General features: G+C 58.9%; 20 protein-coding genes and 1 tRNA gene. 5 read left to right on the forward strand and 16 right to left on the reverse strand.

All coding sequences use genetic code 11. The features are described from left to right. Window positions 1–107 precede the first annotated feature (107 nt). The 3 genes from istA (at window position 108) to GA0061101_RS39980 (ending at window position 3,043) form a co-directional block, all read left to right on the forward strand. Window positions 108–1,628 carry an IS21 family transposase gene (istA, locus tag GA0061101_RS35805; protein ID WP_141694163.1) on the forward strand — a complete coding sequence of 507 codons (1,521 nt, stop codon included), beginning with the start codon at window positions 108–110 and terminating at the stop codon, window positions 1,626–1,628. Next, window positions 1,618–2,412 (forward strand): IS21-like element helper ATPase IstB, encoded by a 795-nt coding sequence (gene istB / locus GA0061101_RS35810; protein WP_092577223.1) that lies wholly within the window; start codon window positions 1,618–1,620, stop codon window positions 2,410–2,412. Before istA ends, istB begins: the two co-directional genes overlap by 11 nt. An 88-nt stretch (window positions 2,413–2,500) precedes the next feature. After that, the gene (locus GA0061101_RS39980) at window positions 2,501–3,043 is read left to right on the forward strand and encodes a M48 family metalloprotease (RefSeq protein ID WP_208865055.1); all 543 of its coding nucleotides are present in this window, start codon (window positions 2,501–2,503) and stop codon (window positions 3,041–3,043) included. Between the two features lie 349 nt (window positions 3,044–3,392). Here the strand turns inward: GA0061101_RS39980 and GA0061101_RS35820 are convergent, their stop codons facing one another. Next, window positions 3,393–4,250 (reverse strand): DUF3800 domain-containing protein, encoded by an 858-nt coding sequence (locus GA0061101_RS35820; protein ID WP_092577226.1) that lies wholly within the window; start codon window positions 4,248–4,250, stop codon window positions 3,393–3,395. 278 nt (window positions 4,251–4,528) lie between these two features. Then, a tRNA-Ile gene (locus tag GA0061101_RS35825) sits at window positions 4,529–4,604 on the reverse strand. Between the two features lie 164 nt (window positions 4,605–4,768). On the opposite strand from GA0061101_RS35825, the gene GA0061101_RS35830 reads away from it, so the two are divergent. Beyond that, window positions 4,769–5,512 (forward strand): SIMPL domain-containing protein, encoded by a 744-nt coding sequence (locus GA0061101_RS35830; protein ID WP_092577228.1) that lies wholly within the window; start codon window positions 4,769–4,771, stop codon window positions 5,510–5,512. Between the two features lie 126 nt (window positions 5,513–5,638). Here the strand turns inward: GA0061101_RS35830 and GA0061101_RS35835 are convergent, their stop codons facing one another. The 4 genes from GA0061101_RS35835 to GA0061101_RS35850 all read right to left on the reverse strand — a co-directional run bounded on the left by GA0061101_RS35835 (window position 5,639) and on the right by GA0061101_RS35850 (window position 7,577). Beyond that, the gene (locus tag GA0061101_RS35835) at window positions 5,639–5,980 is read right to left on the reverse strand and encodes a hypothetical protein (protein WP_037194548.1); all 342 of its coding nucleotides are present in this window, start codon (window positions 5,978–5,980) and stop codon (window positions 5,639–5,641) included. A 257-nt stretch (window positions 5,981–6,237) separates the two neighbouring features. Further along, window positions 6,238–6,543 carry a hypothetical protein gene (locus tag GA0061101_RS35840; protein ID WP_047562779.1) on the reverse strand — a complete coding sequence of 102 codons (306 nt, stop codon included), beginning with the start codon at window positions 6,541–6,543 and terminating at the stop codon, window positions 6,238–6,240. A 171-nt stretch (window positions 6,544–6,714) separates the two neighbouring features. After that, a complete protein-coding gene (locus GA0061101_RS35845) occupies window positions 6,715–7,143 on the reverse strand; it encodes a secondary thiamine-phosphate synthase enzyme YjbQ (RefSeq protein ID WP_037194553.1) in 429 nt (142 codons plus the stop codon). A gap of 80 nt (window positions 7,144–7,223) precedes the next feature. Next, on the reverse strand, window positions 7,224–7,577 hold the full coding sequence (locus tag GA0061101_RS35850) for a DUF1428 domain-containing protein (RefSeq protein WP_092577231.1): 354 nt from the start codon (window positions 7,575–7,577) through the stop codon (window positions 7,224–7,226). Window positions 7,578–7,695: 118 nt separating this feature from the next. On the opposite strand from GA0061101_RS35850, the gene GA0061101_RS35855 reads away from it, so the two are divergent. Next, the gene (locus GA0061101_RS35855; RefSeq protein ID WP_425350055.1) at window positions 7,696–8,088 is read left to right on the forward strand and encodes a GNAT family N-acetyltransferase; all 393 of its coding nucleotides are present in this window, start codon (window positions 7,696–7,698) and stop codon (window positions 8,086–8,088) included. Between the two features lie 23 nt (window positions 8,089–8,111). Here the strand turns inward: GA0061101_RS35855 and GA0061101_RS35860 are convergent, their stop codons facing one another. The 10 genes from GA0061101_RS35860 to GA0061101_RS35905 form a co-directional block, all read right to left on the reverse strand. Beyond that, on the reverse strand, window positions 8,112–9,035 hold the full coding sequence (locus tag GA0061101_RS35860; RefSeq protein WP_092577235.1) for a LysR substrate-binding domain-containing protein: 924 nt from the start codon (window positions 9,033–9,035) through the stop codon (window positions 8,112–8,114). Window positions 9,036–9,332: 297 nt separating this feature from the next. Continuing rightward, the gene (locus tag GA0061101_RS35865) at window positions 9,333–10,562 is read right to left on the reverse strand and encodes an MFS transporter (RefSeq protein WP_037194561.1); all 1,230 of its coding nucleotides are present in this window, start codon (window positions 10,560–10,562) and stop codon (window positions 9,333–9,335) included. Between the two features lie 98 nt (window positions 10,563–10,660). Further along, window positions 10,661–11,392 (reverse strand): B3/B4 domain-containing protein, encoded by a 732-nt coding sequence (locus GA0061101_RS35870; RefSeq protein ID WP_092577237.1) that lies wholly within the window; start codon window positions 11,390–11,392, stop codon window positions 10,661–10,663. Window positions 11,393–11,474: 82 nt separating this feature from the next. Beyond that, window positions 11,475–12,284, reverse strand: coding sequence for an AraC family transcriptional regulator (locus GA0061101_RS35875; protein WP_092577240.1), 810 nt, complete (start codon window positions 12,282–12,284; stop codon window positions 11,475–11,477). 105 nt (window positions 12,285–12,389) lie between these two features. Further along, the gene (locus tag GA0061101_RS35880) at window positions 12,390–13,370 is read right to left on the reverse strand and encodes a DMT family transporter (protein WP_092577243.1); all 981 of its coding nucleotides are present in this window, start codon (window positions 13,368–13,370) and stop codon (window positions 12,390–12,392) included. A 131-nt stretch (window positions 13,371–13,501) separates the two neighbouring features. Continuing rightward, a complete protein-coding gene (locus GA0061101_RS35885; RefSeq protein ID WP_244655167.1) occupies window positions 13,502–14,902 on the reverse strand; it encodes a DUF930 domain-containing protein in 1,401 nt (466 codons plus the stop codon). A 268-nt stretch (window positions 14,903–15,170) separates the two neighbouring features. Continuing rightward, window positions 15,171–15,971 (reverse strand): APH(3')-II family aminoglycoside O-phosphotransferase, encoded by an 801-nt coding sequence (locus tag GA0061101_RS35890; protein ID WP_092577247.1) that lies wholly within the window; start codon window positions 15,969–15,971, stop codon window positions 15,171–15,173. A gap of 102 nt (window positions 15,972–16,073) precedes the next feature. After that, a complete protein-coding gene (gene rpoD, locus GA0061101_RS35895) occupies window positions 16,074–18,134 on the reverse strand; it encodes an RNA polymerase sigma factor RpoD (RefSeq protein ID WP_037194574.1) in 2,061 nt (686 codons plus the stop codon). Window positions 18,135–18,583: 449 nt separating this feature from the next. Then, window positions 18,584–19,621, reverse strand: a complete 1,038-nt coding sequence (tdh, locus tag GA0061101_RS35900; RefSeq protein ID WP_037194576.1) for an L-threonine 3-dehydrogenase — start codon at window positions 19,619–19,621, stop codon at window positions 18,584–18,586. Between the two features lie 21 nt (window positions 19,622–19,642). Further along, complete coding sequence (locus GA0061101_RS35905) at window positions 19,643–20,830, reverse strand: glycine C-acetyltransferase (RefSeq protein WP_047638625.1); 1,188 nt, start codon at window positions 20,828–20,830, stop codon at window positions 19,643–19,645. Window positions 20,831–20,981: the final 151 nt, after the last annotated feature.

Below are 20,981 nucleotides of genomic sequence, written 5' to 3' on the forward strand. Positions count from 1 at the left end.
GTTTCCACGCAGAACTGAGCCGGTTAGGCGCATAATTTCCATTGAGAATTGAGCCATGTGAACCTTCCCCCAACGCGGTGAGCGACGGGGGCAACGGAGTGATCCACATGGGACTTTTAAACATCATCCGTCGGATGAAGCTGCGCGAGAAGCAGTCGATCCGCGAGATCAGTCGGCATACCGGTTTGTCGCGTAACACGATCGCGAAGTATTTGAACGCTGGTACGATCGAGCCGACGTTCACGGTACCGGAGCGACCGAGCAAGCTTGATCCTTTTGCCGACAAACTGGCGGCCTGGCTGAAGACCGAGGCCGGGAGGTCGCGCAAGCAGCGCCGAACGTTGAAGCAACTTCATGCCGATCTGGTGGTTCTCGGCTTTACCGGCTCCTATGGTCGGGTCGCCGCCTTTGCCCGTGAGTGGCGGGTTGAGCAGCAGACGACTGGCCGCGGCATATTCGTTCCGCTGTCTTTCCGTGCAGGCGAAGCATTCCAATTCGATTGGAGTGAAGATTATGCCTTGATCGGCGGCGAGCGCACCAAGCTTCAGGTCGCACACATCAAGCTATCGCACAGTCGAGCGTTTCTGGTCAGAGCCTACCTGCTGCAGACGCACGAGATGCTGTTCGACGCCCACTGGCACGGGTTCCGCGTGTTTGGCGGAGTACCTGGTCGCGGCATTTACGACAACATGAAGACCGCGGTTGATCGTGTCGGTCGTGGCAAAGAACGGCAGGTCAATATCCGTTTCCTCGCGATGACGAACCACTACGTCTTTGCGCCTGAGTTTTGCAATCCCGCCGCGGGTTGGGAGAAGGGTCAGGTCGAGAAGAATGTCCAGGATGCCCGACCGCGACTGTGGCAACAGATGCCTGACTTTCCGGATCTGGCGGCATTGAATGCCTGGCTGGAACAGCATTGCCAGGACCTGTGGCGCGACACAGCACACGGCACCTTGCCCGGCACGATCGCGGACGTCTGGTCGGCAGAACGCCCGGCATTGATGGCGCTCCCTGCCGCGTTTGACGGCTTCGTCGAGCAGAGCAAGCGCGTCTCGCCCACCTGCCTGATCACTTTTGAGCGGAACCGCTACAGCGTGCCTGCATCGTTTGCCAACCGGCCTGTCAGCCTGCGGATCTATCCCGAGCGACTGGTCGTTGCGGCAGAAGGCAATATCCTATGCGAGCATGAGCGGGTCATTGAACGTAGCCACGACAAGCCGCCACGTACGATTTATGACTGGCGGCATTATCTTGCGGTCATCCAGCGCAAGCCCGGTGCCCTGCGTAATGGTGCGCCTTTCCTGGAATTACCGTTGGCCTTTCGGCAACTTCAGGACCAGATGCTCCGCCGCTCCGGCGGTGATCGTGAGATGGCCGATATCCTTGCTCTTGTACTTCACCACGACGAACAAGTTGTTGTCAGGGCTGTGGAATTGGCCCTGGATGCAGGCGTGGCGACCAAGACGCATGTCTTGAACCTGCTGCATCGGCTGATCGATGGCAAGACAATCGATGGTCCCGACGTTGATACGCCACAGGCGCTCACGCTGTTGCGTGAACCCAAGGCTGATGTTGAACGCTACGATGGTTTGCGCCTGCGGACCGCAGGAGGCCGTCATGCGTCATGATCCTGCCAGCGCAGCCGTCGTCATCATGCTGCGCAGCCTGAAGATGTATGGCATGGCCCAAGCCGTCATCGACCTGATCGAGCAAGGGGCTCCAGCCTTCGATGCGGCCGTGCCGATCTTGTCCCAGTTGCTGAAAGCCGAAATGGCCGAGCGCGAGGTTCGCTCGATCGCCTACCACATGAAGGCAGCTCGCTTCCCGGCCTACAAGGACATCTCCGGGTTCGACTTCGCAGCCAGCGAGATCAACGAGGCGACGGTGCGCCAACTGCACCGATGCGAGTTCATGGACGGAGCGCAGAATATCGTGCTCGTCGGCGGGCCGGGCACAGGAAAAACACATGTCGCGACCGCCCTTGGTGTCCAGGCGATCGAGCATCATCGCCGAAAGGTCCGCTTCTTCTCGACCATCGAATTGGTCAATGCGCTCGAACAGGAGAAGGCCAAAGGCAAGGCAGGCCAGATTGCTGAGACGCTGGTTCGCCTCGATCTGCTGATCCTCGATGAGCTCGGATACCTTCCGTTCAGTGCCTCAGGCGGTGCGCTGCTCTTCCATCTGCTGAGCAAGCTCTATGAGCGCACCAGCGTCATCATCACTACCAACCTCAGCTTCAGCGAATGGGCGACCGTCTTCGGTGATGCCAAGATGACCACGGCTCTGCTCGACCGCCTGACCCATCGTTGCCATATCCTGGAAACCGGGAACGATAGCTTCCGCTTCAAAGCCAGCTCGGCTGCAGCAGCCCAAAAGAGAGGAGAAAAGACCAACCCATTGACCAAAGCCTGATCAGAAAACCATACTCAGAGGTGGCTCACTTCTCGGTGGAAAAACCGGCTCAGTTCCGCGTGAAAACCAACAGCTGGGATTTGCGACCATGAATGCAGCCGCTCAAGACGGCGTCCTACTGCATCTAGGAAGAGATAGCCCGGCCCTCCACATGCCAGTGGGCGACCAGGACGTCATCGCCGAGCCCGCATTCGAAGACTACACGGACATGTTCTTCGATCTCTGTGATGCGGTCGGTCTCGATGTGAAAGATGGATGCAACATCTACCCGATGAACGCATCCCTCGGTGGGAATGCCATCGCGACGGTTCAAGACGGGAACCGTATCATCGTCTATGACCGGACGCTCTCCCGGGAGATCGGATACGGAGGCGCTATGATGGTGATCGCCCACGAGCTTGGACACCATTACTGTCACCATCTGGAAACGTCGGCCGATCCAATGAAGGAATTGGCAGCGGACCGTTTCGCTGGAGCGGCAATGCGTCTTTCGAAGATGAGTCTTGATGCCACACTCGGCGCGGTCCACATCCTGGCCGAGCGGCCCTCGAAGTCCTATCCGGGAAGGGCTGATCGTATTAAGGCGATCACTGAGGGATGGAATGATCCGGCAGCAGGAAGGAAGTGCTGAGACATGAGGTTCAACTATGCCTACAATCAGATTGAACACCGACGAAGCGCTGACTGAGGCGCGTCAAGCTTATAGTGCCAATGCTACATCTTGATGTTCACTGGCACGCCTTAGGTGGTGCGAAATAAGTTCTAAAGCCAAATTTGCAATAGAAATAATGACTGACGGTTCAATTGTTGGGCTAAAATACCAACGTAGGTGACGAACCTGAGCCAAGCCAAATGTTAAGGCTTACATGCGGGCGAACCATTTCTGCGCTGAAGCTCAAAAACCAAAAATGCCCCAAGCGTTTGCTCAGAGCATCGTGGCGGCCTCCGTTGGAAGACCCAGGGGGCTAGGCCCAAGAACTTTATACGTCTTCTGAATTGAGAATGCAACTCTCTAGTTTGTCAGTCGGCGTCTCAATTAAATCAAAACACGAAAACTTCGAACCCCTCGCAATTGCATCCTCAGCTGAGAATAGGCAATCGATAAGCATCTTGTCTGCGATCATCGCCTGATAAGCCCGATAGGTGGGTTCATAGCGACTTCTAGCAATAGCATATAATAAAAGGTCAGCCACTTGCAGGAGCCGCGTTCGCTTGTCCTTAAACTCCAATTCACAGATTGTCGCCGCGAAGTCATCCGCGGTTAGTGGCTTATATTTTTCTGAGGTCTCCTGATTAAAGGGCATGCCTTTACTTTTCAGCTCTTCGATGTATCGCTTGATCAGCCGATCTTCGGACTCACCTGATCTCTCGACATGTATACGAAGCTTAGTCCCGAGCTCGATTGCATACCTGACCGCCCTTTCGATCAAGATAGGGAAAACCGTGTTACAGAGAAGCCACTTACTGTCGGAATACACCTCGCTGTAGCGTTTCAAATAACCTGGGCGATGAACCGTGGACGCTATCCCATAGAGGCCAGGGACACGCATCATGGCGTGGAGATCGCTAAAAAATGCCTCTTTGTCGAAAGTCGGATCGCGGAGCATACGCCAGTCGTCTTTGCTGTGCCTAATTTTCACAGAATGCAAAGGGACGGTGATTTTCCATTTCTGACAGAAATCATCGTACAGAGCCTGCGCAGCAGGCTTATGTTCGTCCAGTATGACAAGGCCACCCAAAGCAAAGTAATCAAAGCGAGGATTGTCTCCAGGATGCCTTTTGACGACCCGGCTGCCAGAGTCGTCGACATAAAGATTCAGGTGATTATGCTCAGGCATCTTGTCGCATCCGCGGTGGCCACTGCTGCGAACAACGCTAGGATGCAGAGATGACTTTTTCACTAACAGAACGCCCTTTCGCGACGGGCGGGACTAAATCCAGACTTATGCGGCGGCGAATCTGGGCTCGTGCAGCATGCGTCCCGCTTGATGTAACCATGGAGGGACATATTCAGTGGCTTGGGAAGGGCTACAGTGCCAATTCCGCAATGAAAACAATGCACGCTGGCGCAATCGTATTGACGAAAAAATCATCGTTCGTGACGAACTAGATTAAGTGGTGGGCCCGGAGGGACTCGAACCCCCAACCAAGCGGTTATGAGCCGCCGGCTCTAACCATTGAGCTACAGGCCCGGCACGAGAGAAAATCGTCGCGCTTACAGCACCGGAGCAATGGTTCCCCGGAAGCCGACTTGGCTCTAGCCCAATTTCTCTTTTCCCACAAGGGACTGCCGCAATACCTTCACAATCAATCCGCAAAAGCGAATCCCGAGGAAACACCAACCAAGGAACGAACCATGCCACTGACGAAAACCAGAGATTTTGTTTTTGCCGCTCTTGTCAGCGCTGCCTTCTTCGTGCCCGCCGCCGGCGCCTTCGCAGAGGATGCAAAGCCGCACGAAGCCGTCATCACCGTCACCGGTGAGGGACATGCGGCAGTCGCGCCGGATATGGCGGTGGTCACGCTGGCGGTCGTTCAGCAGGCGAAGGTCGCTCAGGACGCGCTCGACCTGAACAACAAGGCTATGGGCGCTGTGCTTGCAACGCTGAAGGATATCGGCATCGCCGAGCGTGACCTTCAGACGTCAGGTTTTTCCATTCAGCCGCAATATACCTATCCGAACGACAAGGACGGCCGTGCGCAGCCGCCGGTTCTAAACGGCTACCAGGTGACGAACGGCCTTACCGTTCGCGTGCGCGATCTCTCCAAGCTCGGTGCGCTGCTCGACCAGGCGATCAAGCTCGGCATCAACCAGGGCGGCGACATCCAGTTCACCAACGACAAGCCGGATGCCGCGCTTGAGGAAGCCCGCAAGAAGGCAGTGGCCGATGCTGCCGCCAAGGCAAAGACCTTGACGGATGCCGCCGGCGTCAAGCTCGGCCGGGTCATCGCGATCCACGAAGGCGGCATTGCCGCTCCGCCTCAGCCATATATGCGCCAGGCAATGGCCGCGGCCCCGATGGACAAGGCCGTTCCCGTCGCAACCGGCGAGAACGAGTACAATGCTTCGGTCAGCATCACCTACGCGATCCAGCAGTAGTTGAAAACAGAACCGCCCTTCGCTCGGATTCATCAGAATCGAGCAAAGGGCGGTTCCGCGGCCCCCGCCAAAAGGCGAAAAGGTCAAATATGGAATGGCAGGCGCAATATGCGCCCGCTTTTCCGATCAGCGGCCCAGCATCGGGCAGCCGCGAACATTGGCAAACATCATCGTATCCGGACCGCGACGACCGAAGCCATCGACGATGACGCGGCGCGGCGTCACATCCACGACGCGGGCACGGCGCAGGCCATAACTGCGGGCGACATCCAACGCTTCACGCGGATCGCAGCCACGACGGCGGTCGAAGCGCGGCGGCGGATTGTCGTATTCCGGCGGAGGCGGCCGATGACGGCCGGGGCCGACATAGATATCCACCCCCTGTGCGGCGGCAAAATCCGCCGTGACCGACAGTGCGGTAACTGCGATGGCGACGGCTACCCCCAACTTTGCCAGCAATTGTCTCATTGTGTCCTCCATACAGCAAAGGGCTTCCCTCTCATGCCTGCAACATGTGCTGAGCGAGTGCCCGAGAAGTAACGGCGCGATGCTGAACAAGCTCAGAATCAGCCGTTCATCCGCTAATCAGGTACAATGAACGCTAAAACGACGCCAGATGCCTTATCATAGCACAATGTAAAAAAGTAAAGCCGCCTCCCGAGTGGAGGCGACTTCGAAACTATCGAATAGATGTGGAAAACGCGGCCTTTCCCACCTGGCTGCCGTTAACGGCGGATCAACGGGCAACCGGGCACATTGGCGAAAACGACACGATCATGGCCACGGCGGCCGAAGCCTTCGACGACAACCCGGCGCGGCGTGACGTTGTTGATATGGGCGCGGTGCAGACCCATGTCGCGGGCCTTGCGAACTGCTAGCACCGGCGAGCACGCACGGCCGCGGTGGTGATCGTAACGCACCTGCTGGATGCCGGGATGGAAATCATTGGCCGATGCGGTGACGGCCGTTGCGGAAATGCCGCCGAGTGCGATGAGAGCTGCGATGCCTGCCTTGGCGAAAAGATTGGTCATGGGTGTTTCTCCTTCAAATCCTTGCTGCGGATCGTTGCAATCCCGATATCCGGCTCGATGCCCTTGGGATTGAACTCACGTTATGTCAGCCAAGCTGAACCGAACGCGAATTGACCATTCAGGTTGTATTCATGGCGGCTACCGATCGGCTGACGCGAAAATCGCGGCAGCTCAGGCGGAAAGATGCAGCACGACCTCGCGCCGGTGCGGCCGGTCGCGATGCTCGAAGAGATAGATGCCCTGCCAAGTACCAAGCGTCAGACGGCCGTTCATCACGGGAATGCCGATCGACACCTGGGTCAGCGCCGCCTTGATATGCGCAGGCATATCATCAGGTCCCTCCGTCGTATGCACGATCCAGCGCATAGAGGGATCGGAGGACGGCGGCACCAGCCGGCGGAAAAACGCATTGAGGTCGGTCTTCACATCGGGGTCGGCGTTTTCCTGGATCAGCAACGAGCAGGATGTGTGGCGCACAAAGACAGTCAAAAGCCCTTCGCCGCTACCCGACGCCGACGCACGGACGAAATCCGCCGCGGGGTCGGTGAATTCGTAAAGTCCCTGGCCACGGGTGGACAGCGTGATGACGGTTTGCGGCATGGCTTCTTCCGGCAAGAATGGCAGCGATCCGCATCAGGTCGGCCGCAACAGCCGGAAAGTCAAGTCCGGCGGCCGACAGGCTACATCTCGAGGAAGATGTTGAAGCCGCCGTAGATCATGCGCTTGCCATCGAACGGCATGTTCTCCATCCCATTCTTCAAGCGTGGGTCGGCCATGACCTTTTCCAGTATTTCGTCTCGGCTCTGCCGGGATTCATAGGTGATCCACGAAAAGACGACGACCTCATCCTCGGCTGCCTGCACCGCGCGGGGGAAGGATGTCAGTTCGCCATAGGGCACATCGTCTCCGACGGCCTCGACATAGCTGAGAGCCCCATATTCCTTCCAGACCTCGCCGGCCATGCGCGCCAGCACCTTGTATGCCTCCATCTTGTCTTTCGGCACGGCAACGATAAAACCATCCACATAGGACATGTCAGCCTCCTCTGTTCTATGCTCACGTTAGAATGACGATCGGCCACGACTATATCCGACATAGGGCGCGCAGTTTTTCCGACCATTGCCCAATCGAGCGTCCGCCTCAGAGATGCCTATGGACATAGAATACAGGGATGACCCAAATCCCGGAAACGAAGCGCTCAACGCGCTCTGGGCGAACGCGTGGCACGATCCTTCCTCACGCAATTTCTCGCCGATCCTCGCAAGAAGCCTCGCTCATGTCGGCGCGTTCGCAGGCATGAGACTGGTGGGCTTCGTCAATGTCGCCTGGGATGGCGGCATCCACGCCTTTATTCTCGATACCTGCGTCGATCCCGAATTCCGCCGGCGGGGCGTCGCGACCAACCTGGTCGAGAGGGCCAAGATGCTGGCCAGACAACGCGGCGCCGAGTGGCTTCATGTCGATTTCGAACCGCATCTCACCGGCTTTTATCGAAAGCTCGGCTTTGCCGCCACGGAAGCGGGTCTGATAAGGTTGCGCGATTGACACGGGACCGCGTTGTCCCCGGCTCAGGCGGCCGAACGGACTTGCGAAAGCAGCCAGTTACGAAACAACGCCGCCGATGGATTTTGCAGCGCATTCTGCGGATAGACAAGATTGTAGCTGACTGCGGCGGGCTGGGCCTCGATAAAACACCGCACCAGTTTACCGTCGGCGATGTCACGCGCGACAAGCGAACTGCGAACGAGGGCGAAACCGCGCCCTTCCCGGCATGCGTCAAGCATATCCGCAAAGCTCTCGAACAGAAGCCCATCCTCCACAGCAGCCACAATATCAAACTGCGCATCTGCCTCGCCGCTCCCGCCGGTGATCTGCTCATACCAGCGCTGCCAGTCCAATATCGTGTGGCGCATGCCGGTATAGCGCAGCAGCGGGGCGGCCCTTATGGCGTTACGCGGCGGCAATTGTTTGGAAAGCGCCGGCGAACTGACGACGAATTCCTCATCCGTCAGCAATTCCTCCTCGATAAGTCCGGCTTCGGCACGTCCGAGCCAGATCGCCAGATCGGCGCCGCCGGGCTTGAAATCCGGGCGCTGATAACCGACTGCCATCTTCAATTCGATATCCGGATGCCGCTGGCAGAAATCCGGCAGTCGCGAAGCGAGCCATTGGCTTGAAAACTCCGGCGAGACCAAAACGGCAACGCTGCGAACCGAGACGCTTGCCCTCGCCTGATAGAGCGCCGTCTCCAGCTCGGAGATCGTCCCCGCAATTGCGGGATGCAGGCGCGCGCCCAACGGCGTCAGCCTCGCCCCGGCCCGGCCCCGATCGAACAGTCTGCCTCCGATCCACCCCTCCAGCTGCGCAAGTTGATGGCTGACGGCGGTCTGCGTCTGGCCGATTCTATCAGCCGCGCGACCAAAGCCGCCGGTTTCGACGATCGCGCAAAATGCCTGCAGCACCGACAGGGGTGGAAGCGGCCTCTTTCCCATGAAAATCTCGCATGTTTAATCATCGGAGGCTTCATTATACACGACAAAATTTTCAGTGCATTTGTCCTATCTGGGGAAACCACCGGGTTTGCAACAGATGAGAAAATCTCATGTATATGGTTGGAGGCATCGGATTGCCGAGCACCTGGCTCGATCAATCCGCTGGCGTCGTCGTGAAAGAAAGCCGCCGATAAAAATGAATGGCAAACGCGATACGCTTTGCGTAGCAAACGAACATCTGCTGCGGGATGTGGGGTTGCACAACGGCGCGGCAGATCAGTCCGATTATCGGAGCACCTAGCCCCTGAGCGTCTTGACCTTGGTCAGATCCGGAAAGATCCGCATCCACAGCAACACCACGGCTATGGTGCCGACGCCGCCGACGATGCCGGTCAATACCGGCCCAAGAACACTGGCGAGCATGCCGGACTCGAATTCGCCGAGCTGGTTGGATGTGCCGATGAACAGGGAGTTCACGGCATTGACGCGGCCACGCATGGTATCCGGCGTCAGAAGCTGCACGAGCGAGCTGCGCACGACAACGCTGACGGTATCCGACGCACCGACGACGAACAGTGCCGCTACTGAAAGGATGATATTGCTCGACAGCGCGAACACGATGGTGGCGACGCCGAAAATCAGCACCGCAAACAGCATCTTCTTGCCGACATCGCTCTGCAGTGGTCGCCGAGCCAGCCAGATCGACATCACCAATGCACCGACCGCCGGGGCGGCGCGCAATAGGCCGAGTCCCCAGGGGCCGGCATGCAGGATATCGCGGGCGAACATCGGGAGGAGTGCCGTCGCGCCGCCGAGCAGGACGGCGAAGAGATCGAGCGAGATCGTCCCCAGCATCACAGGCCGGCTTCTGATGAACGAAACGCCGGCAAAAACAGAACTCAGCGTCATCGGCTCCCGTGACGACGGCTGTTGCCGCTCGACACGGATCGAAATGACGTTGATGCTCGCAATGACGTAGAGCACCGCGGAAACGGCAAACGGTGCGACAGGGCTGACGCCATAAAGCAGGCCGCCGAGCGACGGGCCGATGATGAAGGCGGTCTGCATCATCGAGGTCGAGGTGGCAATGGCGACCTGAAGCAACGACGGCGGCACGATATTCGGCAGCAATGCCGCCATTGTCGGACGTTCGAAGGCTGTGGCGGCACCCATGACGGCAACGGCGGCGAGAATGCCGGCGGGACCGATCCACTGCTGCCAGACCGCCACGGCCAGCACGAGAGCGGTCAAGGCCTCGACCAGTTGGCAGGCGAGACCGATGCGGCGCCGGTCGAACCTGTCGGCGACATGGCCGACGACGAAGGTCAGGATGACCATGGGAAGAAACTGGCAGAAGCCGACCAGGCCGAGGAAAAAGGCGCTATGGGTCTGATCATAGATCATCCAGCCCATGGCGACGGTCACCGACTGAAAGCCTATCGAAGAAAAAACGCGCGACGCCGCAAAAGAACGGTAGCCGGGGTGACCGAGCACACCCGGCCGGTCTTGATTCTGCAGCGTATCCATGGGCTTTCTTCGTCTCCCGGCGCGGCTGCGCGGAGACATGTTTTCTCAATCGTTCGAAATTCTGTCGAAGCCCCTGCTCTGCCCGAACACGTCGGTTGTCAACCGCGTTTTTGCTCAGGTTGCAAATTCATCGCGGACGACAGATCAAATCGCGGTGATGAACGGCTAAGAAGCCCCGACCGCGCCTCGACCGACCAAACGCTCGCCAGCTCCGCCGCGATCATGCCGATCAGATGCGGGACATCGGCGCTTGCCGAGTCATGCAGCGCCTCGGCGACGATCAGCACGGACTTGGTATCCTCGCGCACGGCGGAACGGCCGCTTTGCCGGTTGGTCCAGCGCCGGGCGTGCGCCTGCCCGATAGTATCGGCAAAGATCACCTCTCCAGGCTCCGGATGCTCAGTCTCGCCGGAAAACGTGAGGTAAGACTCGCTGCCGCCTGCATGCCGCACCTCGAGATCACCTGTTATCTTCGCAAGATCGAAAACAGCGACGGGAATGACGAACGCGATCGACACGGCGTTGCAGAGGTCGACGAGCGGATGCAGCTGCGGCAAGGAGCCCTCCTGACGAAAACGGCGCAGCAGAGCCTCCGAGGCGCAGCGATACTGGGTCGGCTTCAACCCCATTTTTGAAAAGCTGCGCCGCCAGGCCTGAATTTCGGGCATCTCACTTTCGGACCCTTGCGCCAATCGCTCCGCGGCGGTCGCATGATAGCTGGCGATGCGATCTGTAACGATAGCATCCGCGCTGATCCCTTCGGCAAACAAAACGCCGGGAACCAATTCGGGGAACTCGCTCCACATCTCGTTCGAATGGCGGAAATACATGGCTTCTCCTTCTGCATCTCTGGCTTGGTGCCGCAGAAAACCCCGTTGTCATCGCCCGGTCTTGAACAAAATTGCAGAGGCTCTAGCCGGCGGCCGCTGCATAGGCGCCCGGCGATATGCCGAAATTGCGAACGAAGAGCCGCGTCATATGGCTCTGATCTGCAAAGCCGCTGGCAAAGGCCGCTTCAGCCAATGGTGTGCCCGCCGCGATCAGCCGCCGCGCTTCGTGGATACGGCGCTGCAAGAGATAGGCATGCGGTGTGAGCCCCGTCGCCTTGGTGAAAGCCCGCAGAAACCGGAAATGGCTTAGCCCGCAGGCATCCGCGAGTTCGGCAAGCGTCAGGGGTGCCGCTGGATCATGCTCGATCAGATCGCGCGCACGACCGATGGCTGCAGGAACACCTGTATCGCGCGGCGCCGGCACTCCCTCACTCATCACAGCAGCAACCAGCGATAACAACAACCCATCCTGCAACAGTGCATCCTGTGGCGCGGCGTTGCCAGCCAGAAGCGGGAACAGGGTTTTGAGACACGACGCCACTTGGCCATTGCGAATGACTGGCGACGGAAATTCCGCGCCGCCAAGGCTCCCCTCGCCGATATCGTCAAGCAGATCGCCGATCAGCCTCGGATCGAAATAGAGCATCGACCATGCGCGGCTTTCGCCGATGGGCGTGCCGTCATGCACTTCATTCGGATTGACGCTGATGACATCCCCCGCCTCGGCCCGCACCATTCCGCGCCCGCTGAGCGACGCCTGCGCGCCGGATTCGATGATGCCGATACCGAATTGGTCATGCGTATGCTTGGGAAAACAGTGACTGGTCTCGGCCTTCACGACCTCGATACCTGCCGCACGGGAGCGGAATATCCTGAACTGGCCGGATCTCATGATGATCCTTTTCCAAACGGACAGGCTTCCTGCCCCGAAAACTTCGACAAAGATTAGCGCGGCGGCGCTATCGCATGCAATGCGTGCCCCATCGGCAGATGCGCGTCACCTGCCGGGTGCTTCCGTCCGTTCATCCTGCGCCGTCGCCAATGCCGTCTGGGTATTACCCGCAACGGCCGCCGGCAGCGGCGTGCCACGCTTGCGCTCGCGCGCCAGCGTCAGCAGGCCGGAAAAGATGATGAGGACGATGCCGAAGGCCATGGGCGTATCGATGCTGTCATTGAACAGCAGATAACCGAACACGATGGCCCACAGCATCTGGCTGTATTGCGGCGGAGCGACAAGATTGGCCGGCGCCATACGGGCGGCATTCATCAACAACACGTTGCCGAAGGCGCCCAGCAGGCCATAGCTCGCCAGGAAAATCCACTGCGTCGCCGTCGGCGCCGTGACCTCCGAGAGCATCAGGAAGCCGCTGACGATCAGCGTGCCGAACAGGCCCGCCCCATAGAGCGAGATACGCTTCTCTTTCGATCCGAGCGCGCGGTTGATGACGATCGAAATCGCGGCAGCAAGCCCACCGATCGCGGCGCAGAGATGGCCGATCGAGAGCTCGCGAAAACCCGGCCGCAGGACGATGAGTACGCCGACGAACCCCAGGATGACGGCCGTCCAGCGCTGCCAGCGCACATCTTCCTTGAGGAAGACAACGGAGAGGATCGTCACGAAGGACGGCAGCAGGAAGAGCAGCGCAAAGGCTTCCGCCATAGGCAGCTTGGTAAAGGCGACGACGGAGCAGATCGCGCCCGTAGCACCGCAGATGAAGCGCAACAGCCACAGGGGCCGGTTCGACGTCTTCACCATATCGATCCAGCCATCCTCCCGCCGCTTCAGGAAGGGCACGGCGGCAAAGCCGAACAGAGCGCCGATGAAGGCCACCTGATAGGAGGGAACCACACCATGCAGGATCTTGATCGAGGCATCGCTGAAGGCAAAGACGGCATAAGACGCGAATGCCACGAGGACGCCACGCAAGGCGGAGCGGCCGGCGGCTGCGGAACTTGAATCGGCAGTAATCGAGGACATCGGAATCGTACAATGCGACGGGAGGAGAATTGAATCAGGTAGATACAGCCAATTGTATGATGAAATAGGCCGAATTTCGATGGGGATGCTAATAAACTATTGTTTCAGGTGGATGCGCTAAAGGAGCCACATCAATTTCCAACAGAACCCAGCCTGTCGAATTGATCTGGCGAAACGGGGCCCCTGTCCGTATAAGAAAAAGCTATAACCTTGAGGGCATCGCTATCCACCTCGCAAGTGAATGCCACTCTCCGCCAACCATTGGGAGTCTGCACTGCAGCACCGTCACCAAATAGGCTGATATCAGAAAGCATCGCCTGCGATAGAGCTGAATTAGCATAGACGTATCCAACTGCGCGAAAATCACGACCAAACTGTATTTTCTCTTCGGAATTGCAGAGATACCTTACCCGATCGCGCCGCGGCAGTTTCTTCCAAGCGTCGTAGTCACTCTTCGAAAGGCGGGCCATCTCGGCACCCGAATAGAGCTTCTTGGCCTGAACAGCCCGCTTCGGCATGAGAGATTTAGGCCGCGGTGGCTCCGCAACCAATGCAGTACCGCCTTCAGCCGGATTGCCCTGGCTGTTCGAAGCAGATTGACTGTCAGCGCTTTGCTGCGCGGGAGATGGCCTGACCGCGGGAACGACGATCTGCGGCGGGTCTTTCGCCTCATCCTTTGCCTGCGCGGCGGGAGACCGCTGCGGATCGGCTTGCGCCTGTGGATCATTTGGATCGGCCGACGGCGCCTGCGGTTGCTGCACCTGCGAATCCGAGGGCTCGTTGGTCGCCAACACATCGGGTGCCGCAGAGGATGCCTTGGCGGTCGAGTCGCTTGCCGGCGACTGAGCAGCATTTGCCTGCTGATCCTTGGCTTCTGCCTGCTGTTGGGCTTCCTGCGCCTCCCGCGCGGCTTGTGCTTGCGCCTGAGCCTGATCGGCAGCGGCCCGCGCCTGTTGCTCGGCGGCTGCGTCGTTCGGCGGCGTTGGGGGTGTGTCGTTCGGTTGCTCGGCGGCATCAGCAGCCTGCTGCGTGGTCGTCGGATCCTTCTGATCGCCCTTCATGTCAGGAAGAGGCGTCTCGGTAGCCGAGGGCTGCTGTTCTGCCTTATCGACGGGCTTGTCAGCACCCGGATCATCAGGTTTGGGCTCTGGCTTCGCCTGCTCTACCGGCTTGTCGGCCTTGGCGTCGTCAGGCTTGGCTGCAGGCTTCTCTGCCTGCTCCTTGCCCTTGGGATCGGATTGCTTTGGCGGCTGTTCGTCCGCCTTTTTTCCCTCGGGCTGCTGCGGCTGCTCTTGAGCTTCGGCCGTCTGCTGCTGCGGCTTCTCGTCGGGCTTAGGCGTCGGTTTCGGAGGCTGGTCGGGCTTCTCGTTCGCCTTTGTCGCAAGCTCCTGCTTTTCCTCCTGCTGCGGCACGAGCTCGACGTTGACGCTCTGCTCAGGCTTCGCCTGTGGCGGTGCGGGCAGCAGCGGCAGCAGAAAAATAGCAACAAACAGGACATGCAGGAGGATCGACAGGACAAAGCCCGGCCTCATCTCCTTGTCCCGTTTTTCCGCAACCTTTTCCATCGTTCAGCGGATGACTCGCGAAGAAAAAGCAATCAAGAGGAAATTGCGCATCGATTCATTCGATCCTTAGCGGCAAACAGATCGGACCTCGCCGGCCCGCAGACATATGGTATGCAACAACACGACACGAAAGAGGCAATTGCCGAAATCGAACTTGTCAGGCCACCGTTCTATCCGCAATGGCTCAAAAACACACCTGCGTGATCGGGTGACCTGAGAATCCGTTCATCCATCGTCAAAAGAACTCATCCAGCAGCCGATAGTAAGCCGCCTTTTCAGAGTGCATCTCAAAGTTTCCATAGGCCTTCAAAAAGTCGGCAACAAGATCTTCCCCGAAATTGCGCGCGATGCTGCCGCAGGCCAGCGCGATATCCTGATGGCGATCGGCAACGCCGAGGCGGCCGCAATCGATGTAGCCACTGAGGCTGCCTTCGTGAGCGACAAAATTCGGGAGGCAGGCATCGCCGTGGGTCACCACCAGATCCTCCGTCTTCGGCCTGCGCTCTTCAAGCTCCCGGAACAGATCCTGCGCCGATCTCCCCAGCCTTGCGTCATCGAAATCGTCTTCGTCCACACAGCCTGCAAGCAACCGCGCTTTTGCATCCGCAATCCTGTTCTCCAGGCGATGATCAAAAGGACAGGTAGCAATATCCAGGCCGTGAAGCCGCCGCAGCGCCGCGGCCAAGATCCGCACTCTTTCGATCGGCGGCAATCGATCATCGCTGACGAGATCAGTGCCCGGAAGCGCATTCATCAACAGCCACTCTCGTCCACCGTATGTCTCGTGGGCAATCACCTCGGGGCACGCAAGTCCCTTCGATGCGAGCCATCGCAGCCTGGAAACCTCACCCGCTAGCTCGCCCAGCGAATGAATGATCTCCGTCTTGAGATAGATGGGCGCTCGGCCAACAGCTTCGAGCCGAAAGACATGGGCCGGGGAGCGGCCGAGCTCGGCCGGTCGCCAATCATATCCCGCGAGCAGATCGCGCAGCCGTGCCGGCAGAGACATTTCGATAGTCTGCGGCTTGTTCGCCATGGCCCGAACCCTGATCCCGATCCGTTATCAATGGAAAACCCGGCTCGCTTTCGCAAACCGGGTTCGATTTCATAACAACCCAATGCCGGCTTGCGCCCGGCCCTAGCTGTCGAGGAAGCTTCTGAGCTTGCGGCTGCGGCTCGGATGCTTAAGCTTGCGCAATGCCTTGGCCTCGATCTGACGGATACGTTCGCGCGTAACCGAGAACTGCTGGCCGACTTCCTCAAGCGTGTGGTCGGTGTTCATGCCGATGCCGAAGCGCATGCGCAGCACGCGCTCTTCGCGCGGCGTCAGCGATGCCAGAACGCGGGTCGTCGTCTCGCGCAGGTTCGCCTGGATGGCGGCGTCGATCGGCAGAAGCGCGTTCTTGTCCTCGATGAAATCGCCGAGGTGCGAATCTTCTTCGTCACCAACAGGCGTTTCGAGCGAAATCGGCTCCTTGGCGATCTTCAGCACCTTGCGCACCTTTTCGAGCGGCATGGCGAGCTTTTCGGCCAGTTCTTCCGGCGTCGGCTCGCGGCCGATCTCGTGCAGCATCTGGCGCGACGTGCGAACGATCTTGTTGATCGTCTCGATCATGTGCACCGGAATACGGATCGTGCGGGCCTGGTCGGCGATCGAGCGGGTGATCGCCTGCCTGATCCACCAGGTGGCGTAGGTCGAGAACTTGTAGCCGCGGCGATATTCGAACTTATCGACCGCCTTCATCAGGCCGATATTGCCTTCCTGAATGAGGTCGAGGAACTGCAGGCCGCGGTTGGTGTATTTCTTGGCGATGGAAATGACGAGGCGCAGGTTCGCTTCGACCATTTCCTTCTTGGCGATGCGGGCTTCGCGCTCGCCCTTCTGCACCATGTGCACGATCCGGCGGAATTCTGAGATAGAGATTCCGGTTTCAGTCGCAAGATTCTGAATTTCCTGGCGAATGTCGCGGATCGTCGTGTTTTCGTTCCGGGCGAATTCCTTCCAGCCGCGCGCGGCCAGATTGCCGATCGACTTCATCCAGTTCGGATCGAGCTCGGCACCCTGATACTGCTCGAGGAAGCTATCGCGCTTGACGCCATGAGATTCGGCAAGACGCAACAGACGACCTTCGTTCTGCACGAGGCGCTTGTTGATGTCATAGAGCTGCTCGACGAGGGCGTCGATGCGATTCTGGTTCAGCGACAGCGACTTGACCGACTTGATCAACTCGTCCTTCAGCTCCTTGTAACGGCGCTCCTGCGCCGACGACAACGTGCCCGAGGCCGACAGGCGCTGTTCGACCTGCTGGTCCTGCAGCTTGCGCAGCTTCTTGTAGGTCTCGGCGATCGTGTCGAGCGTCAGCATGACCTGCGGACGCAGCTCGGCTTCCATCGCGGCGAGAGAGAGGCTGGATTCGTCCTCGTCCTCTTCTTCCTCCTCGATCGGCATGCCTTCGCCGCCGACATTGGTAATGTCGTCGTCGCCATTCGGCGAACGGCCACGGCGTGCCTTTTCCTTTTCCTCGGCCGCCTTGCGGTCGGCCTCGATCTTCTCGGGGCTCTGGAACTGCGGCGCAGCCTTGGCTTCGGGACCGGAATAGGTGGTTTCGAGATCGATGATCTCACGCAGCAGCGTGGTGCCTTCGTTGAGTTCGTCGCGCCAGATAATAAGCGCCTGGAACGTCAACGGGCTTTCACAGAGGCCACCGATCATGGTTTCGCGGCCGGCCTCGATGCGCTTGGCGATCGCAATTTCGCCTTCGCGCGATAGCAGCTCGACTGAACCCATTTCGCGCAGGTACATGCGCACCGGGTCGTCCGTGCGGTCTGTCGGCTCTTTCTTCTTCGCGGTGGCGAGCGCCGAACCCGTCGAAGGCGCCAGCTCGCCGCCTTCTCCGTCCTCGTCGCCACCGGCATCGTCATCGTCGTTCGACGGGGCACCCGCCTCTTCGACGTCCTCGTCCTCGATGACGTTGATGCCCATGTCTGAAAGCATGGCCATCGTGTCTTCGATCTGTTCCGATGTCACTTCTTCGGACGGCAGGACGGCATTGAGCTCGTCCATCGTCACGTAGCCACGCTTCTTCGCGGCCTTGATCATCTTCTTGACCGCGTCATCGGAAAGATCGAGAAGCGGGCCGTCGGAGGTGCCGTCGCGTTCGACTTCAGCTTCTTCGTTCTCTTTGACCTTGGTTGCCATCTCTATATCGTCGCTTTCCCTGACGCTGCAAACTTACACGCGGTAGAACATTTCAATCTGGCCGGCACGCCCTGCGCCAGCCTCGACTCACCGACAAACACCTAACGGAATGACCTTTAATGCCCGATTAACCACGATCGCCGCTACCGGATGGCAAAGCTGGATTGCGTTTGGATTTCCGGCCATGTTATTAGGTGATCCGCTTGATCCAGTATACCGTTCTTTCCGAAGTCAAACGGTGATTCCTAGATTTTTTGTTCTCGTCAAGCTTTTCCAGCAAAAAAGCCCGTTAAATACCCGAAAAAGCCTTATCCACAGGCTCGGTGCGCCATAAACGATTGCTTTCGGTATTTAGGAAGTCCCCGCGCGATGACAAGAGCATGCGAACCAAACGCTCGCATTTCCTGCATCGAGACCTGCTACCGATGTAGAAAAGCGACAGTTGGGGGTCAATTCCAGTCCATGACCACCTTGCCGGAGTTGCCGGAGCGCATAGCTTCGAAGCCCTCGCGAAAATCATCTATGCCGATACGATGGGTGATGACGGGCGATACATCGAGACCACCTTGCACGAAGGCGATCATCTTGTACCAGGTCTCGAACATCTCGCGACCGTAGATGCCTTTCAGGTTCAGCATCTTGAAGATGACTTTGTTCCAGTCGATCTCGAAGCCGGCCGGCGCGATGCCGAGAATGGCGATCTTGCCGCCATTGTTCATCTTGTCGATCATATCGCGAAAGGCCGGTGCCGCGCCCGACATTTCCAGACCGACGTCGAAGCCTTCGGTCATGCCGATGGCTTTCATCACATCGGCGAGGTTCTCCTTCGAAGCGTCGACGACATGCTCGATGCCGACCTTGCGGGCAAGTGCCAGCCGGGTGGGATTGATATCGGTGATGACGACCTTGCGCGCGCCGGAGCGCTTGGCGACCATGGCACCCATGATGCCGATCGGGCCTGCGCCCGTCACGAGCACGTCCTCGCCGACCAGATCGAAGGAAAGTGCCGTATGCACAGCGTTGCCGAACGGGTCGAAGATCGCGGCGACTTCATCCGGAATATCGTCGGGGATCGGAACGACGTTGGATTCGGGAATGCAGACGAATTCGCCGAAGGAGCCGGGTCGATTGACGCCGACGCCAAGCGTGTTGCGGCAGAGGTGGCCTCTGCCCGCGCGGCAGTTGCGGCATTTGCCGCAGACGATGTGCCCCTCGCCGGAGACGCGCTCGCCGACGTGATACTTCGTCACCGCCGAACCGACCTCGGCGATCTCGCCACAGAATTCGTGCCCAACGACCATCGGCACCGGAATGGTCTTCTGCGCCCATTGGTCCCAGTTCCAAATGTGGACATCGGTCCCGCAGATCGCCGACTTCTTGACCCGAATCAGGACATCATTCGGCCCGACCTCGGGAACCGGAACATGCTCCATCCACAGCCCGACTTCCGGCTTGGATTTGACCAGCGCTTTCATCATGTTCGACATGATCGGTTCTCTCCAACCAATTCAAATGATTCCGAGTTCTCGTCCGGCTTCCGCAAAGGCGGCGATCGCCTTTTCGACATCGGCCTTCGAGTGCGCGGCCGACATCTGCGTGCGGATGCGCGCCTGTCCCTTCGGTACGACGGGGAAGGAAAAGCCGATGACGTAGACGCCCTTTTGCAGCATCAGCGCCGCCATCTCCTGCGCCAGCTTGGCGTCGCCAAGCATGACAGGGATGATCGGGTGATCGGCGCCTGCGAGCGTGAAACCGAGCTTGGTCATTTCGCTGCGGAAGAGTTCGGCATTGCCACGGAGACGATCGCGAAGAGCGTCGCCGTTGTCGATCAGGTCGAAGACTTTCAGCGAGGCAGCGGCGATGACCGGCGCCAGCGTGTTGGAAAAGAGATAGGGGCGCGACCGCTGCCGCAGCCAATCGACGATTTCGCCTCTGGCCGAGGTATAGCCACCCGAAGCACCGCCAAGCGCCTTGCCGAGCGTGCCGGTGATGATATCGATCCGCCCCTCGACGCCGCAATGCTCCGGCGATCCCCGACCATGAGCGCCGACAAAGCCGACGGCATGGCTGTCATCGACCATGACCATGGCACCGTATTTCTCGGCCAGATCGCACACGCCGCCGAGATTGGCGATGATGCCGTCCATGGAGAAGACGCCGTCGGTCGCGATCAGCTTGAAGCGGCTGCCCTCGGCCTTCTTCAGCTCTTCCTCCAGCGCCGCCATGTCGTTGTTGGCGTAGCGGAAGCGCTTGGCCTTGGAAAGCCGCACGCCATCGATGATCGAGGCATGGTTGAGCGCATCCGAGATAATGGCGTCTTCCTCCGACAGCAGCGTCTCGAACAGCCCGCCATTGGCATCGAAGCAGGAGGAGTAGAGGATGGTATCCTCCATGCCGAGAAACGCCGAAATCCGCGCTTCCAGCTGCTTGTGCTCTTCCTGCGTGCCGCAGATGAAGCGAACCGAGGCCATGCCGTAGCCGTAGCGATCGAGCCCCTTTTTTGCCGCCTCGGCAAGCTCCTCGTTGTCGGCGAGGCCAAGGTAATTGTTGGCGCAGAAATTGAGCACGCGGGCGCCGCCGACGACAGCGATTTCACCGGCTTGCTTGGAGGTGATGACGCGCTCGGGCTTGTAGAGACCAGCTTCTTTCAAGCCGAGAAGTTCTTTGCGCAGATGTGATAGAAATTCTGAGGTCATTGTCGCATTCCGATGCTGGTCACAGTGCCTAACTATTCAAGAAATAACACAGGATTCGGCCCCTTGCTGCATCCAGCAGCGGCAAAAATGCGTAGCGCCGTGACGTCGGCGCGATAGGGAGCAGGTTCGATATTATCTGTCAAACTGACCC

This window comes from Martinezella lusitana, assembly GCF_900094565.1.
GTDB classification, from domain to species: domain Bacteria; phylum Pseudomonadota; class Alphaproteobacteria; order Rhizobiales; family Rhizobiaceae; genus Rhizobium; species Rhizobium lusitanum.